We start from the raw sequence: 16666 nt of genomic DNA on the forward strand, positions 1-16666 counted from the left end.
TTTCGGTTTAATGTTGGGCAATATGTTATTTACAACGGGTAATTGTTGTACCTACAGCTTGTTGAGTTCGTCCATTAGCCCTTTACTTAGCCTGTTAAAATAACGTTTAACGCCGTAGCCCATAACGGCCTGTATGCCACGACTGGCATTGGTTACAAATACTTCGTCAGCTTCATATAAAATGTCGGGCTTTATCTGCGCTTCGGTTATAGCAATTTTATTGTGTTTGGCTATATTAATAACCACCTGGCGCATTACCCCTTCTACGCAGCCCTCGCTTAATGCAGGGGTGTACAAGTGATTTTGATACCATACAAAAACGTTTGAACTACCCGCCTCGCATAAATTACCGTACTGGTTTAGCAGCAATACCTCATCAAGGTTGTGCTGCATTTTAAATAACCCGGCCATTACATAAGTAAGCGAATTACATGTTTTGATGTTTGACAAATAGTTGCAAGGCTTAGGCACATCAGTAAACACATCTACTATCAGGCCCTTTTCATTTAAAAAATATCGAGGTTCATCAGTAGGTATCAATTCAAGACAATAACCTGCTTTATTTTGGCTGGGGGCATACAATCCCTCAGCATCCCGGTAAACAGTTAAACGCAGGCGTGCGTGCTTTACCTTATTGCGTGCCGCGAGTTCTTCGGCCTTATGGTTTAGAAACCAGCTATCCATTTGCGAGTAACCATCCAGCTTCAACGCTTTCATTCCACGCTGCAGGCGGTCGGCGTGCAAGTCGGCGAACTTCAGCTTGCCCTTCATCATCCGCATACTCTCAAACAACCCATCACCATATTTAAATCCACGATTTGACACCGTAAACAACTTACTGTCTGCCGGCACTATTTCGCCATTAAAATTGATAAAAGGCATCATGCGATATAAACACTAAATTACTCGTTTTGGTCTGTTGTTGCTGAGATATATTTGCGCCATTTTTGCAACACGCCGTCAAAGTCCTGCGGTACAGGCGCTTCAAAATGCAAATATTTTTTTTGCGACGGATGCACAAAACCCAGTGTTTGTGCATGCAATGCCTGTCGCGGCATCAGCGCAAAGCAGTTTTCAACAAATTGCCTGTATTTGCTAAACACGGTGCCTTTTAATATTTTATCACCGCCGTAGGTGGCATCACTAAATAAGGGATGACCTATATGGCGCATATGCGCACGTATCTGATGTGTACGGCCGGTTTCTAACTGGCATTCTATCAACGTAACATAACTAAGCCGCTCAAGCACCTTGTAATGCGTCACTGACCACTTTCCTTTATCCGCGTCATCATATATCGACATCACCCGCCTGTCGGCCACGCTGCGGCCAATGTAACCTGTTACTGTTCCGTCTTCCGGCAGGTCGCCCCAAACCAGGGCGAGGTATTTGCGGGTAATGCTATGGTCGAAAAACTGCTTGGCCAGGTAATTCATTGACCGCTCGTTTTTACTTATAAGCAATAAACCTGACGTATCTTTATCAATGCGGTGCACCAACCCCGGCCGGCCGTCATTTCCGGGAAGAGTTGGCAGCTGCTGAAAATGATGAACCAGGGCATTCACCAACGTACCCGTATAATTATTATAGCCGGGATGCACAACCATACCGGCCTCCTTATTTACTACCAACACGTCGTCGTCTTCGTAAACAATATTCAGCGGAAGGTCTTCCGGGTATACCTCCGTATCGCGGGGCGGGTGCGGTAATACTACTGATATAACATCCAGCGGTTTTACTTTATAGCTTGACTTAACGGTTTTATCATTAACCAGCACATTACCCAATTCAATAGCGTTTTGTATGCGGTTACGTGAAGCATTTTCAACCCTAACCATCAAAAACTTATCAATACGCAACAGTGATTGTCCTTTATCAACAACTATGCGTAAATGTTCATAAAGGTCCTGCTCATCCTGTTCTATAAGTTCGGTATCTTCTGCCATTTGCAGCAAAAGTAATCGTTTTTTATGGTTGCTTACACGTAATATTGCAATACCATATATGTTGTGTTAGGTATGCCCGTTAACCTTAATTTTTTTAGTCCTGTAGAGCAAATCAAAAATGCTATTTTTGATGAACATGGCGTTGAAGTATTCATTAAGCGCGACGACCTGATACATCCGTTTATTTCGGGCAATAAATGGCGTAAACTTAAGTATATATTAAGGGAGGCACAGGCCAAAAATAAAACACACCTGGTAACATTTGGCGGCGCCTATGCCAATCATCTGTTAGCAACGGCGGCCGCTGCGGCTAAATTTGGTTTTAAAGCCACCGGTATTGTACGCGGCGAGCAGGTATTTAATGATACATTATTTTTATGCAGCATGCATGGCATGCAGCTACTATTTACCAACCGCGACAGCTACCGTGATAAAGCCGGGCTGTTTACCAAACATTTTGGTGATGATACAACAGCTTTTTTTGTAGATGAGGGGGGCGCCTGTGAGGAAGGTGCCAGGGGCTGCAGCGAACTGATAACCGAGCTATCAGAAACTTATGACGATATTATTTGTGCTGGGGGTACCGGAACTACCGGCGCCGGGATCATCAACGGCATTTTAAAACATCAGCTTAACACCCGCATGCATATAATTCCCGTTTTAAAAAACGGAGAATTTTTAAGACCGGGCATTGATAAATATTTAGCCGGACCAGCCGAATACCATTTGCATACCGCGTATCACTTTGGCGGTTATGCCAAAGTAACGCCTGCACTAGTTGAATTTATAAAGCAATTCACTTCATCAACAGGTATTATGCTGGAGCCTGTTTATACCGGCAAAATGATGTACGCTTTGTTTAATTTAATAGAAAAAGGACATTTCAAAAAAGGCAGCCGGATACTGGCCGTGCATACAGGCGGGCTATTGGGTATTTTGGGGATGAAAGAAAGATTTAATTTCACCGGGTGAAGTGCGCTTTAGTATTTATTAAGGCTGCCTTGGCATTTTAGGCAAGTGCAAGCCATTGGCCGAGATTCGCAGTATATAACATGATAATGTAAACAAAAATAGCAGGCACCTAGGTAGCCCGCTATTTTTGAACACGTAGTATATTTAGTTGGATACCGAGAAAGGCATATCCTCATCGGCAATACCGCGCTGCATGTTGGGTTTATCGCCCATTTTTAATACCAGCGTCCCGCCATCCGTAATATCTTTGTGAGTGATAAAGTTATGTGAATGCGGCTTACCATTTAAGGTAGCCGACTGAATGTATACATTAGTTTTGCTGTTATTTTCGGCAATAACCGTGAATTTTTTGCCATTTTCCAATGTTACGGTAGCTTTATTAAATACCGGGCTACCAATTACATATTGATCAATACCAGGTGTTACACTGTATATACCTAACGCACTGATTACGTACCATGATGACATTGCCCCCTGGTCTTCATCGCCCGGGAAGCCTTTAGGCCCTGCATTGTACAATTTATCCATTACCGCACGAACACGGTGCTGGGTTTTCCACGGCTGCCTTAAGTAATTGTATAAGTAACCAACGTGCATACAAGGCTGGTTACCATGTGCATATTGACCCATGTTAGCCAGTACCATTTCAGTCATTTCATGTATCTCCTGCTTGTATGATCCTACTTTGAAGTCACTTGTGGTATTAAAAAATGTATCCAATTTGGTTTGTACTGCCTTTTCGCCACCCATTAGCTTAACCAATCCTTTTACGTCATGAAAAACGGACCAGCTGTATTGCCATGAGTTACCTTCTGTAAACGCGCCGCCCCATTCTTTAGGATCGAAATTTTCGGGCACCCATTTTCCTTCGCGGGTGCGGCCGCGCATAAACCCTACTGACGGATCGTAAACATTTTTATAATTAAATATCTGGCGCTCAAACATGTTCTCATGAAAACTATCACCAGACATTTTAGCCAGGTTGTAGGCGCAAAAATCGTCATAAGCCAATTCCAGTGTTTTCGCAGTAGACTCGCCAACTTCATTTGTAGGGATAAATCCGGCAACGAAATAATCTTTCCATCCGTCGCGTCCACTTGAACCACCAAATGGACCTTTATTAGTAACCTCATGCACATATCCAACTAATGCCTGGTGCGGATCAAAGTTGCGTATTCCCTTTGCCCATGCATCTGCAAGCAAGGACATAGCGTGATTGCCCAACATTACTCCTGACATACCCGGATTTGACCATGCCGGATAAAAGCCAAATTGCTGCTGCGCGTCAATTAAACTTTGCATGTACCTACCCTGCATAGTTGGATGAAGAATATTGTTTAGCGGGAACTGCGTGCGGAAGGTGTCCCAGAAACCGTTATCGGTATACATATAACCCTTATGTATTTTTTCATCGTAAGGGCTGTAATAGTATGGCTCGCCCTTTTCGTTTATTTCATAAAATTTCCGCGAGAACAGGTTTGATCTGAATAAACATGAGTAAAAGGTAGCCTTTTCCTCTTCAGTGCCTCCCTCAACAGCAATACGGCCCAACAGGTTGTTCCATACTTTGCGGGCCGCGTTCCTGGTTTGCTCAAATGTTGTTTTAGGCTTTATTTCAGTTTTTAGTGTAAGGTAGGCCTGCTCCTGGCTGATGTATGAAGTAGCCATTTTAGCTACAACTTTAGCGCCTTTTTTAAACTGAATATAGGCACCCACAGCTGTACCGGCTAATGCCTTGCTACCGGCATTTACGGTTTTACCCTTGTCGGCCCATGTACCATAACCTATAATAGGCTGATCAAATTCTATTACAAAATAACCTTTAAAGGTATTGGGGATAAAAGTACCATTACGCACCCAACCAATTATTTTGCGTTGCTCGGGCAATATCTGGAAGTCGCTGGTTTTAATAAAGCCGTCAAATACCAGGTAGGCATCATCTTTCCCGGTAAAGGTAAAACGCATTTGCGCACCTCTTTCAACCGGAGTTATTTCTGTAGTTATACCATTGTCAAACTTTACTTTATAGTAGTCAGGTCCGGCCTGCTCATTTTCGTGCTTAAATGCTGATGCCCGCTCGTCTTCATTAGCAACCATCTTACCTTCAACAGGCATTAACGAAAATACCGCATAATCACCCATCCACGGGCTGCATTGGTGCACTTGCTGAAAACCGCGTATCTTATCAGCCTGGTACTGGTATTTCCAGCCATCACCGTTTTTTCCGGTTTGAGGCGAGTAAAAATGCTGGCCATGAGGCAAGCCAACTGTAGGATAAGTGCTTCCGTATGAAAGGCCCCAATGCGAATATGTACCTTGCAAGGTGTTAACATATTTTACGTAATCCTGGCCAAACGCGCTGTAGCTTAAAAATAGTAAAGCTGCGATTAGCATCTTGTAATTTTTCATTCAATTTAAGTTAATTTGATACATTGGAATAACAAGGTGTAAATATATGCTAAATCGTTACACTAAAAAATTTTATGCAGCGATGAAGTAATCACATTTTCGTTACAAATATAGCCGGGCAAAGATGGATATAGCCACCTGACTAAAAAACTATTGCCCCGATAAAAGGTAACTATCGACCAAATTTACTTCGTAAACCGGGCAATAAATACCCGGAGCTACAAAAACCCGAATGCAATTTGGTACAAAAGATAACTTTAAACAATTTAAAGCACTTTATTTCAGATGCAGTTCAAAAAGCGCCTCAATTGATTAATTTCCCTGTTTTTTGTAAGTTTGTTTAAACCGATAAGTATATGTATGAGCTCCGGATATCCCCTGAAAATGTTCAGGCCGCACTACAAAAGCATGTGTTGGCCGATGGCTACGACCTCACCTTTGACATGGAAAAAAGCGCCGGGGTTTATATATACGATTCAAAAAACAAACGGACCTTATTAGATCTTTTCACCTGCTTTGCATCAGTACCATTAGGCTATAACCATCCTAAAATGCTAGCCGACGAAGCCTTTAAAAAAAGCTTGTTACTGGCGGCGCTGACTAACCCCTCAAACTCTGACATTTACACTACGCAATACGCCCAGTTTGTGGATACGTTTGCCAAAGTTGCCATTCCGGATTACTTGCCGCATGCTTTTTTTATTTCGGGCGGGACACTTGCTATTGAGAATGCGCTTAAAGCAGCTATGGACTGGAAGGTGCAAAAAAACTTTGCTAAAGGATATACCAGTGAAAAAGGCCATAAAGTGCTGCACTTTGACCACGCTTTTCATGGCCGGTCCGGCTATACACTAAGCCTTACCAATACCTTGCCGGTGAAAACCAAGTGGTACGCCAGATTTGACTGGCCGCGCGTAACATTCCCGGCGGTTGATTTTACGCATGCTAATGACGGTAATGAAGATTTGATTAAAAGGGAAGCGGCATCAGTTGCGGAAATACGAAAAGCCTTTGAAGAGAACAAAGACGACATCTGCGCAATTATTGTTGAACCTGTGCAGGCAGAGGGTGGTGACAGGCATATGCGCAGGGAGTTTGCCGAGCAATTGCGTAAACTGGCCGATGAGTATGACGCATTGCTTATTTACGATGAGGTACAAACCGGTGTTGGGCTAAGCGGTAAATTCTGGTGCCATGAGCACTTTGGCGAAAACGCGCGCCCGGACATCATTGCCTTTGGCAAAAAAATGCAGGTTTGCGGTATGCTTGCAGGGCGCAGGATTGATGAAGTAGAGAATAACGTATTTAAAGTGTCATCACGTATTAATTCAACCTGGGGTGGAAATTTGGTTGATATGGTACGCGCTACCAAAATACTTGAAATAATACATGAGGACGACCTGTGCGGCAATGCCGATAATATGGGCAAGTATTTACAGAGTGAACTACATAACATAGCCAGCGATACACCTGCTATCAGCAATATAAGGGGAAAAGGCCTGCTTACCGCTTTTGATTTTAAGGATAAAGATACCCGTGATAGCTTCATCGCGAAGGGGTTACAACACAACGTTATGTTTTTGGGTTGTGGCGAAAAAAGTATACGTTTCCGGCCTGCGCTTATTATTGAGAAAAAACATATTGATGAGGGGCTTAGCATACTCAAAAAAATATCTTCACAATTTTAACCAATAGTGTAATAATATTGCTACAAGCGTCCGTTACGCCCTGTTTCGGTCAGTTTTTTTCTGTACTTTGTACTAAAACGGCTTTAATACTGTTAAATAAATAATATTTGATAAGTTTCACAATATTTAAATTTTTACTGTTAAGCTAATTTAAAACGCAAGTACTTTATGCTTTCATCTCCTAAAACCGCACCTATCATGAATAAACAAATCGAAAAATTAAAAAAGCAATTGGCAGAGATATCTGAAGTGGTTAACACTTTTAAATCTGAAGCTGTGCAGGTAAAGATTGCCGAAAAATTATTTGATGTATTGATAGATGTAGACAGAGTTGATACCGAAGGTGGCGAAGCCTACAAACGCAGCCGTAAACTAAAGGCAGATAACGGCGCTGAAGTTTATGGTACACAGGTTAAAAAAAAGCCAGGAGCTACACGTGTTTTAAACCAGCTGTTAGCAACGGATTTTTTTGATGTGCCACGCTCCATTTCAGCTATTGCCGATCATTGCAGAGAACACTACGATTCAAATTTTAAAACATCTGAATTATCAGGTATACTTTTAAAGCTTGCAAATGAAAACAAGCTAAAACGCGAAAAAAGCAAGGATAATAATCGCTTTGATTATTTGAAGCCCTAACCGGATATTTAATATTCAATTGGGTAAACCCTATTTAGGATTGCTGAAATTTGTTACCTCAGGTTAAAAAGGTTATCAACGCCTAATAATTTCACTGATGTAAAGCCTTCGGCATATTTTACACCAATGCTTTTACCAAACTCAATAGCGCGGGCCTCTGTTGTTTTTATAAACTCGGGCGACGAAATATAAGTTTGTGGTTCATCTGCCCATTCAGGATTATAAAATTGAGATTTAAACGCCATTATACTCTCTACCTTTTTATCCCAATGTTCAGTAACGTCAACTAAAATATCCGGCTCAATGTAGCGGTCTTGTATAAAATGCAATACCAGTTCCGGCCGCCAAGGCTCTTGTAACTCTCCATCATGCCTCGTTTCTATCTTGCGTAATCCCGATAAAAAAACCGCGGTTTCAACAAGTTCATTAGCCCGGCCGTGGTCAGGGTGTCTGTCATGGTAAGCGTTGGTAATTACAATATGGGGCTGAAACTTGCGTATAACCTCAATCACTTTTACCTGGTTTTCACGTGTATTTTGAAAAAACCCATCTGGCAATCCTAGGTTTTCGCGGACAGCAAGTCTTAAAATATTCCCCGCATCGTTGGCCTCCGCTTCACGTATCTGGGCTGTACCGCGCGTACCTAACTCACCGCGAGTCAAATCAACAATACCGGCCTTTTTGCCCAGCGCTATGTGTTTCAACAGAGTGCCTGCGCAACCTAATTCGGCGTCGTCCGGGTGTACTGGTAAAACCAGTATATCTAATTTCATACTACAATCTTTATTTGATGGGATTTGATAATAGTCGGGTTATTTTTTTTCGCACTTTTGATGATGTGGGCTTGGTAAACGGATAAAAGTAATCAATTACCTTGCCTGACCTGTCTACTAAAAATTTATGGAAGTTCCACTTTGGTACGGCGTTAAATACACCATTCAATTTTTTGTCAGACAGAAACTTAAATAAGGGATGTGCGTAGGGTCCGCGTACACGTACTTTATTAAATACCGGGTAGTTTTTAACGTTGTTGCGGCAAAACGATTCCAATGCCTCTCCTTCCAGGGGTTCCTGTCCGCCAAAGTCGTTTGAAGGGAACGCAAGTATCTCAAAATCCTGGCCTGCATAAGTCTCCTTTAATTCAGCCAGATCCTTCAATTGCGGAGTAAAGCCGCATTGTGAAGCGGTATTAACAATTAACAGAACTTTGTTTTTGAAGGCCGAAAGGCTTATCTCTTCACCATCCATTTTTTGGATAGTGTATTGGTAAATATCGTTACTAAACATTACTAATTATAGTAAGTATCTAACCCCGATTGCTGGATAATGGCTTCAATATCCCTTTCAACCTCCGGGTCGTACTCTTCCTTTAAGTTATGCCCAAAAATACGGGCGGCAGACTGCATCATAAAGGCGGTTAATCCACCTTTAAGTTCTTTAAGCATGGCAAAACTGCTGTTGCCGGTTTCCCGGTCTATCAGCTTTATCAATACCTCACCTTGGCTGATGGTCAAATTTTTTATTTCGCGGTTAAACAGGTCTTTTATCTCCTTTTCACACGCTTTTACCAACTTCTTTTGTTGCTTTTTATCTGCGGTTAAAGCCAATTCGCGCTGCAACTGCCTGTACCGCTCACCCGCGAACCGGGCATAGGGCATTACTTTATAAACATTATAACGCAAGCGCCGGTATTTCAACCTGTCTTCTTCGCTGGCAAAAATGCGGCTATCAACAATTTTTACCTCATGTAAAACTATCCAGGGTATTAACTCCCCGTTCAGTTCGGTAAGGTAGGTTTTAACCGTGTCGTTTTTACCCAGTACCGGTGCCTTCGGCTTAATATCTATTGTTTGCGCATTTACCACAAGCGGTAAACAACAATACAATGACAGTATTAAACCAATAAATTTCATAATTTTACTTAGGACAAAAATAAGGTAAAACAATATAGGTTTATTTGCAGAACTTGCAAAATACAAATTTGTTACAAGTTTATGATAATTAAATTATTTGGCTATAGATGAAAGATTTAGTGATTGACCTGGAAGCTGAAAAAACCGAGATACTGAAACGATACCGGGCTTTGCTGCGTGCCTGTAAATCTACCTTGCAAAAGGGCGATAAACGCATGATACGCAAGGCTTTTGATATGGCGCTTGAAAGCCATAAAGATATGCGCCGTAAATCGGGCGAGCCTTATATATACCACCCTATAGCCGTTGCCCAGATTGCCGCCGAGGAAATAGGGCTGGGCACTACATCAATTGTGTGCGCCTTGCTGCATGATGTTGTTGAAGATACCGACGTTGCACTGGATGATATCGAAAGGGAATTTGGTAAAAAAGTTGCCAAAATCATTGACGGCCTAACTAAAATATCAGGCGTTTTTGATACCAATAGCTCGTTGCAGGCCGAAAATTTCCGCAAAATGCTGCTTACCCTTGCCGATGATGTGAGGGTGATTCTGATAAAGCTGGCCGACAGGTTGCACAATATGCGCACCATGGAATTTATGCCGCGCGACAAGCAACTTAAACTCTCTTCAGAAACTGTTTACCTGTACGCACCGCTGGCGCATCGCCTTGGCCTATACGCCATTAAATCAGAACTGGAAGACCTGTCTATGAAATACATGGAACGGGAAACTTACCAACTGATAAAACGCAAGCTTAACGAGAAGAAAGCCGAGCGGGAAAAGTTTGTGCGTGACTTTATCGAACCTGTTAAAAAAACACTGATAGGCCAGGGTTTGGAGGCTGACATTTTTGGCAGGCCCAAATCAATAAATTCCATCTGGAACAAGATGAAGAAAAAGGCCATTCCTTTTGAGGAAGTATATGACCTGTTTGCCATTCGCATTATTTTAGACAGCCCTCCCGAACATGAGAAAGCTGACTGCTGGAAAGCCTATTCCATAGTAACAGATCTTTATCGCCCTAACCCCGATCGCCTTCGCGACTGGATATCGTCGCCCAAGGCAAATGGCTATGAGTCATTACATACTACGGTGATGGGGCCTAAAGGGCAATGGGTAGAAGTACAGATACGTACCACCCGGATGAACGAGATTGCCGAAAAAGGTTTTGCCGCGCACTGGAAATATAAAGAATCATCGACCGACAGCGGACTTGACCAATGGGTACAGAAAGTAAGGGACATGCTGAAAAACCCTGACTCCAACGCGCTTGACTTCCTTGACGATTTTAAGATGAACTTGTTTAGCGACGAGATTTTCATCTTTACACCAAAAGGGGCACTGATACAATTGCCATCCAATGCCACTGCGCTTGATTTTGCATTTGAAATACATACCGATGTTGGTGCAAGCTGTATTGGCGCTAAGGTTAACCATAAACTGGTGCCGCTGAGCTATAAGCTGCAAAACGGCGACCAGGTAGAGGTAATTACCTCGGGCAAGCAAACACCTAAAGAAGACTGGCTGAACTTTGTGGTAACCGCCAAGGCTAAAGCAAAAATAAAGTCGGCCTTAAAGGAAGAAAAGCGAAAGATTGCCGAAGACGGGAAAGAGATACTGGAGCGCAAACTAAAGTCGCTTAAAATCACCTACAACTCGGATAATATACATAAGTTAAGCTATTACTTTAAGCTGCCATCAACCCAAGATCTGTTTTACAATGTCGCCAAAGGCGTTATCGACATGAAGGACCTGAGGGAATACCAGGCATCAGAAAAAGTGATTGAAAATAAACCGCAGGAAAAAATAGAACAGGAACAGGTACAAAGCCTGCTGCGCAGCATAAAAACCAAAGACAGCGATATGCTGCTTATTGGTGAAGACATGCAAAAAATTGATTACAAGTTAGCCAACTGCTGCAACCCTATTCCGGGCGATGATGTTTTTGGTTTTATTACCGTAAGCGATGGCATCAAGATACACCGTACCAACTGCCCTAATGCCGCTAAGTTAATGGCCAACTATGGCTACCGCGTGGTAAAGGCACGCTGGACCAACCAGCAGGAACTGGCATTTTTAACCGGGTTGCGTATACGCGGAATTGACGATGTAGGGTTGATAAATAAACTTACCACCGTAATATCAAATGATTTTAAGGTGAATATGCGCTCTATAACTGTAGATAGCGATAACGGGATATTTGAAGGTTCAATTATGGTGTATGTAAATGACACACAACACTTGGAAGACCTGGTGAAAAAGTTAAAACAAGTACGTGGAGTAACTTCGGTGGACCGATTTGATTCGGTTATTGAAAAGGCATCTTAAAAAGATCGTACTCACTGAGATTAAAAAACAAGAAGCGGCAGTCAGAATAAAGTAACAATCAATCTCTATTCTTGCTGCCTGGCTCTCGTTTCTTACAAAAAATAATAACTTTACTTTTTATTTCATCGGCATCCTCATTATGCAGCAGCAGGAAACTATAGCACTGGTTAAAAAAATATTTGAAGCCTATTTGGAAAACAAGGCTTTACGGAAAACTCCGGAACGTTTTGCCATCCTGGAGGAAATATACTCAAGAAGCGACCATTTTGATGTGGAATCATTGTACATCCACATGAAAAATAAAAAATACCGTGTTAGCCGTGCCACCGTATATAACACACTGGAATTACTGGTATCATGTGATTTAGTGACCAAACACCAGTTTGGCAAAAACATGGCCCAGTTTGAAAAATCATATGGCTACAAGCAGCACGATCATATTATATGTATTGATTGTGGTAAAGTAGTTGAATTTTGCGACCCGCGTATACAGCAAATACAAAGCATGATGGGCGAACTGCTTAAGTTTGACATCAAACACCACTCTTTAAACCTGTATGGCAATTGTGTAAAACTTAAAGAAGGCTATTGTGACAGAAAAGTTTAACTTTGCCGCCTTTCAAACAATATTGCAATTTTAATAATGGCTGTTGATGTATTATTAGGCCTCCAGTGGGGCGACGAAGGTAAAGGAAAAATTGTTGACGTATTAAGCGCCGAATATGACCTTATAGCACGCTTTCAGGGCGGGCCAAATGCGGGGCATACTTTAGAGTTTGACGGCAAAAAGTTTGTATTGAACACCATTCCTTCCGGGATATTTTTTGATAAGCCCCTTAATCTTATCGGCAACGGCGTGGTTATTGACCCAATTACCCTAAAAAAAGAACTTGATAAGCTAAAAGATGCCGGCCATGACCTGCTGGCTAAAAAAAACCTGGTTATTGCTAAAAAAGCACACCTGATATTGCCTACCCACCAATTACTTGATGCTGCATCAGAAAAAAAGATGGGCGAAGGTAAAATCGGTTCTACCTTAAAAGGTATAGGCCCTACATACATGGACAAAACCGGGCGTAACGGCTTACGTATAGGCGATATCACCCTACCCGACTTTAAGGAGCGTTACAATAAACTGGTTGAGAAACATACGTCAATGCTGCAATCGCTTTATGGCGAAGTAGCTGATTTCAGCGAGCGCGAGCAATTATTTTTTGAAGCGATAGACCTTATCAAACAATTTCCGCTGGTTGACTCGGAACATTTGGTGAATGACTTTATAAAGCAAGGCAAAAAAGTTTTAGCCGAAGGTGCACAGGGCGCTATGCTTGATATTGACTTTGGCTCATACCCTTTTGTAACCTCATCAAATACTACAGCCGCTGGTGCCTGCACCGGTTTGGGCATTGCACCAAGACAAATTGGCGACGTAATAGGCATTTTTAAGGCTTATTGCACCCGTGTGGGCAGCGGCCCCTTTCCTACCGAATTGCATGACGAGACTGGTGAAGAACTGCGCAAAATAGGCCATGAATTTGGTGCCACCACCGGCAGGCCGCGTCGTACAGGCTGGATAGACCTGCCTGCATTAAAATACGCTATTATGCTTAACGGGGTTACCCAGTTGGTGATGACCAAAGCCGACGTATTGAGCGGTTTTGAGAAAATATATGCCTGCACCCATTACGATTATGCCGGCGAGACCATCAACTACATGCCATATGATATTTGCACCATTGAACCAAAACCTGTTTACAAAGAGATTGATGGCTGGCATGAAGACCTTACCGGTATTACCGAACTATCACAGATACCTGCCAGGCTGCAAAGTTATATCGAATTTTTAGAAGCGGAACTGGAAGTTCCTGTTAAATGGCTTTCTGTTGGGCCCGACAGGGTTCAAACGTTGGTATTGCATTAACGATTTATCGAAAAAAGTCTTTTTATGTACATTGTTGCATAGTTCATTGCAGTGACGCTGTGGATGTGTCTCGGTTATAATCTCCTATTTTTGCGGTGTGGTTGTACAAATAAGTGATATTCCATTATTTAAGCAAAAAGCGTTAAGATGGGCTAATGGATTTGATGTAGCCTGTTGCCTTGACTCGAATAATTTTACCGACCGCTATACTAAATTTGATGTACTAATTGCCGCCGGTGTTAAAGATGAACTCACTGTCAACGCAGGCACGGCGTTTAATAAGCTAGAGGCTTTTCGCGAAAAACATAAAGGTTATATAACCGGCTTTATGGGATACGATCTGAAGAATGAGATAGAAAGCTTAACTTCAGAAAATGTCGACGGCCTTGCCTTCCCCGACCTGTATTTTTTTGCACCTGAATTTATCGTCAGGATAAATGGCGAGGAAGTAAACATCATTGGTGATAATGCCGATATCGCTTTTTCACAAATCCTAAACATAAACATACCTAATAGCGAAACGGCTCACCCTGATATTGACTTAAAAACACGCTTTACCAGGCAACAATATTTGGATACAGCCAATAAAATTAAAAAGCATATCAGCCGCGGCGATATTTATGTGACTAACTTTTGCCAGGAATTTTACGCCGAAGGTGCAGATATTGACCCGCTGGCTACTTTTTTTAAACTCAACCATATTTCGCCAAACCCATTCAGCTGCTTTTTTAAGCTGCGTGATAAATACATCCTTTGCGCTTCGCCTGAGCGTTTTTTGGCCAAACGCGACACTAAGTTAATATCGCAGCCCATCAAGGGAACTATAAAACGTGGCACAAACGCCAGTGAGGATCTGCAGAATAAACAGTTATTAAAAGAGCACGTTAAAGAGCTCCAGGAAAATGTGATGATTGTAGATCTGGTACGGAATGACCTGACCCGCTCAGCCAGCCCGGGAAGCGTGAAAACAGAAGAGCTATTCGGCATCTATTCATTTGCGCAGGTGCACCAGATGATATCGACAGTGGTGTGTGAGCTCGATATAAATATTTCGGCCGTACAATCGATAAAGAACGCGTTTCCGATGGGCAGTATGACGGGGGCACCCAAAGTAAGTTCCATGAAATTGATGGAGCAATACGAGTTAAGCAAAAGGGGCGTGTATTCAGGCGCAATAGGATACTTTGACACCGAGGGCGACTTTGACTTCAATGTGGTGATACGCACGTTACTGTATGATGCTGATACCAGGTATCTGTCATTTCAAACCGGCAGCGCTATCACTATTAATGCTGATACTGAACAGGAATATGAAGAATGCTTATTAAAAGCAAAAGCTGTATTGGAGGCCCTGGGAAAAACAGGAATATAAAAAATCCCGCCGAAGCGGGATTAAGATTTATTTTTTGTAATACTTCATGGCTTCAGGTATCGCACGTTCAATGTTTCTTATACGTGTCGCGTCTGATGGGTGCGTGCTTAAAAATTCAGGCGGGGCACCACCCTGTTTGGCCGCCGCCATCCTTTGCCAAAAGTAAACAGCTTCCCGCGGGTCATATCCAGCCATTGCCATAAAGGTTAAACCAAGGCGGTCAGCCTCATTTTCTTTATCACGGGAATATTTTAGCAATGCTCCCTGTCCTAACACGCCGTATGCCTGGTTAATAATCTGCGAATTTTTTCCGATAGTAGCGCCAACAGCAGCTCCACCTGTCTCGGCAAGCATTTGCTGTGACATGGCTTCTGCCGAATGCCTGGCTATAGCGTGCGCAATTTCGTGGCCCATCACGGTAGCCAGTCCCGCGTCGGTTTTTGTCACAGGCAAAATGCCACTGTAAACGGCTACTTTTCCACCGGGCATACACCACGCGTTTATTTCCTTGCTTTGTATCAGGTTAAACTCCCATTTGAAATTGTACTGACCGGCATAACCGTTGGCCTGTAAATATTTTTCGATGGCAACTGCCAGCTTCGCGCCTATGTTTTTTACACGTTGCGCGTCTGTGGTACCTGTAACAACTTTAGTTTGAGGACTGGACAGCAGTTGGGCATAACTTTGCGCTGCCGCGGCATTCAATTGATCGTCTGATACCAGGTTAAGCTGCCTACGGCCGGTAAGTGGTACTGTGGCACAAGAATAAATTACGATACATGCAGTTATCGCAAAAAGGATCGGTTTTAATGTTTTCATGGCAATGTTTAAGTAGCTTTTTTCTTGAATAAATTTACTTTTGACTCTTTGCCTTTTAATAAACGCTCAATATTTTTTTGGTGAGTAACTAATATCAATATACATATACACATTCCGTATATTATGACTGATTTTATATACACCGGGAATATAAATGTAACCCCGATAGGATAGGTAAAACCAGCAGCTATAGAACTTAGTGATACATATTTAGTTATTAGCAGCACCGTTATAAATACTACAACGCAAAGCAGAGCCGCGTGCATGTTAATAGCTAATATCATTCCAAACAATGTAGCTATACCTTTTCCACCCCTAAAACCGGCGAAAACAGGGAACAAATGACCCATTACCGCCGCAATGCCTAAAGCAAGGGCGTAATTGGTAAATACAATAGAGTTGTATGGCCCGGTAGTAGATGTACCGATAAAATATGCCAGGTTGGTAGCAGTCCAGCCCTTTAAAATATCAATAAGCATTACAGGAATGCCAGCCTGCTTACCCAGCACCCTAAAGGTATTGGTTGCACCGGCATTACCGCTTCCGTATTCCCGCACGTCAATACCGTAAAAGGATTGCCCTATCCAAACCGCGGTTGGGATGGATCCACACAGATAAGCCAGTATAAGAGCAGAAACTGAATAAATGGATATCATA

15 protein-coding genes are annotated in these 16666 nt (G+C 42.5%); 7 read left to right on the forward strand and 8 right to left on the reverse strand.

Annotated elements, in window-relative coordinates:
* Window positions 1-51: 51 nt before the first annotated feature.
* On the reverse strand, window positions 52-885 hold the full coding sequence (locus DJ568_RS01085) for an aminotransferase class IV (protein ID WP_114003379.1): 834 nt from the start codon (window positions 883-885) through the stop codon (window positions 52-54).
* A gap of 17 nt (window positions 886-902) precedes the next feature.
* Complete coding sequence (locus DJ568_RS01090; protein ID WP_114003380.1) at window positions 903-1946, reverse strand: RluA family pseudouridine synthase; 1044 nt, start codon at window positions 1944-1946, stop codon at window positions 903-905.
* 72 nt (window positions 1947-2018) lie between these two features.
* Between DJ568_RS01090 and DJ568_RS01095 the strand changes: the two genes are divergently transcribed.
* Entirely contained in the window at window positions 2019-2918 is a 900-nt protein-coding gene (locus DJ568_RS01095) for a 1-aminocyclopropane-1-carboxylate deaminase/D-cysteine desulfhydrase (protein WP_114003381.1), read from the forward strand.
* 144 nt (window positions 2919-3062) lie between these two features.
* On the opposite strand, the gene DJ568_RS01100 is transcribed toward DJ568_RS01095, so the two are convergent.
* Window positions 3063-5327 carry a GH92 family glycosyl hydrolase gene (locus DJ568_RS01100; protein WP_114003382.1) on the reverse strand — a complete coding sequence of 755 codons (2265 nt, stop codon included), beginning with the start codon at window positions 5325-5327 and terminating at the stop codon, window positions 3063-3065.
* A 356-nt stretch (window positions 5328-5683) separates the two neighbouring features.
* On the opposite strand from DJ568_RS01100, the gene lat reads away from it, so the two are divergent.
* Window positions 5684-7015: an L-lysine 6-transaminase gene (gene lat, locus DJ568_RS01105; RefSeq protein WP_114003383.1), complete on the forward strand. Its 1332-nt coding sequence runs from the start codon at window positions 5684-5686 to the stop codon at window positions 7013-7015.
* 198 nt (window positions 7016-7213) lie between these two features.
* Window positions 7214-7654, forward strand: a complete 441-nt coding sequence (locus tag DJ568_RS01110) for a hypothetical protein (RefSeq protein WP_147238685.1) — start codon at window positions 7214-7216, stop codon at window positions 7652-7654.
* Window positions 7655-7707: 53 nt separating this feature from the next.
* Here DJ568_RS01110 and bshB1 read toward each other — a convergent pair whose 3' ends face one another.
* Genes bshB1 through DJ568_RS01125 form a run of 3 tightly spaced genes read right to left on the reverse strand, consistent with a single transcriptional unit; the run spans window position 7708 to window position 9567 of the window.
* Window positions 7708-8427 carry a bacillithiol biosynthesis deacetylase BshB1 gene (gene bshB1 / locus DJ568_RS01115; protein WP_114003385.1) on the reverse strand — a complete coding sequence of 240 codons (720 nt, stop codon included), beginning with the start codon at window positions 8425-8427 and terminating at the stop codon, window positions 7708-7710.
* Window positions 8428-8437: 10 nt separating this feature from the next.
* Window positions 8438-8941 (reverse strand): glutathione peroxidase, encoded by a 504-nt coding sequence (locus tag DJ568_RS01120; protein ID WP_114003386.1) that lies wholly within the window; start codon window positions 8939-8941, stop codon window positions 8438-8440.
* 2 nt (window positions 8942-8943) lie between these two features.
* The gene (locus DJ568_RS01125) at window positions 8944-9567 is read right to left on the reverse strand and encodes a DUF4294 domain-containing protein (RefSeq protein WP_114003387.1); all 624 of its coding nucleotides are present in this window, start codon (window positions 9565-9567) and stop codon (window positions 8944-8946) included.
* Between the two features lie 107 nt (window positions 9568-9674).
* On the opposite strand from DJ568_RS01125, the gene DJ568_RS01130 reads away from it, so the two are divergent.
* The 4 genes from DJ568_RS01130 to DJ568_RS01145 all read left to right on the forward strand — a co-directional run bounded on the left by DJ568_RS01130 (window position 9675) and on the right by DJ568_RS01145 (window position 15190).
* Window positions 9675-11897: a RelA/SpoT family protein gene (locus DJ568_RS01130; RefSeq protein ID WP_114003388.1), complete on the forward strand. Its 2223-nt coding sequence runs from the start codon at window positions 9675-9677 to the stop codon at window positions 11895-11897.
* Window positions 11898-12036: 139 nt separating this feature from the next.
* The gene (locus DJ568_RS01135; RefSeq protein ID WP_114003389.1) at window positions 12037-12504 is read left to right on the forward strand and encodes a Fur family transcriptional regulator; all 468 of its coding nucleotides are present in this window, start codon (window positions 12037-12039) and stop codon (window positions 12502-12504) included.
* A 36-nt stretch (window positions 12505-12540) separates the two neighbouring features.
* Window positions 12541-13818: an adenylosuccinate synthase gene (locus DJ568_RS01140; protein WP_114003390.1), complete on the forward strand. Its 1278-nt coding sequence runs from the start codon at window positions 12541-12543 to the stop codon at window positions 13816-13818.
* 97 nt (window positions 13819-13915) lie between these two features.
* The gene (locus DJ568_RS01145; protein WP_114003391.1) at window positions 13916-15190 is read left to right on the forward strand and encodes an anthranilate synthase component I family protein; all 1275 of its coding nucleotides are present in this window, start codon (window positions 13916-13918) and stop codon (window positions 15188-15190) included.
* A 27-nt stretch (window positions 15191-15217) separates the two neighbouring features.
* Here DJ568_RS01145 and DJ568_RS01150 read toward each other — a convergent pair whose 3' ends face one another.
* Both DJ568_RS01150 and plsY read right to left on the reverse strand, forming a co-directional pair.
* Window positions 15218-16009 (reverse strand): M48 family metallopeptidase, encoded by a 792-nt coding sequence (locus tag DJ568_RS01150; RefSeq protein ID WP_114003392.1) that lies wholly within the window; start codon window positions 16007-16009, stop codon window positions 15218-15220.
* An 8-nt stretch (window positions 16010-16017) separates the two neighbouring features.
* Entirely contained in the window at window positions 16018-16665 is a 648-nt protein-coding gene (gene plsY / locus DJ568_RS01155) for a glycerol-3-phosphate 1-O-acyltransferase PlsY (RefSeq protein WP_114003393.1), read from the reverse strand.
* Window position 16666 lies beyond the last annotated feature (1 nt).

Origin of the sequence: Mucilaginibacter hurinus (assembly GCF_003324525.1) — a bacterium.
GTDB lineage: Bacteria > Bacteroidota > Bacteroidia > Sphingobacteriales > Sphingobacteriaceae > Mucilaginibacter > Mucilaginibacter hurinus.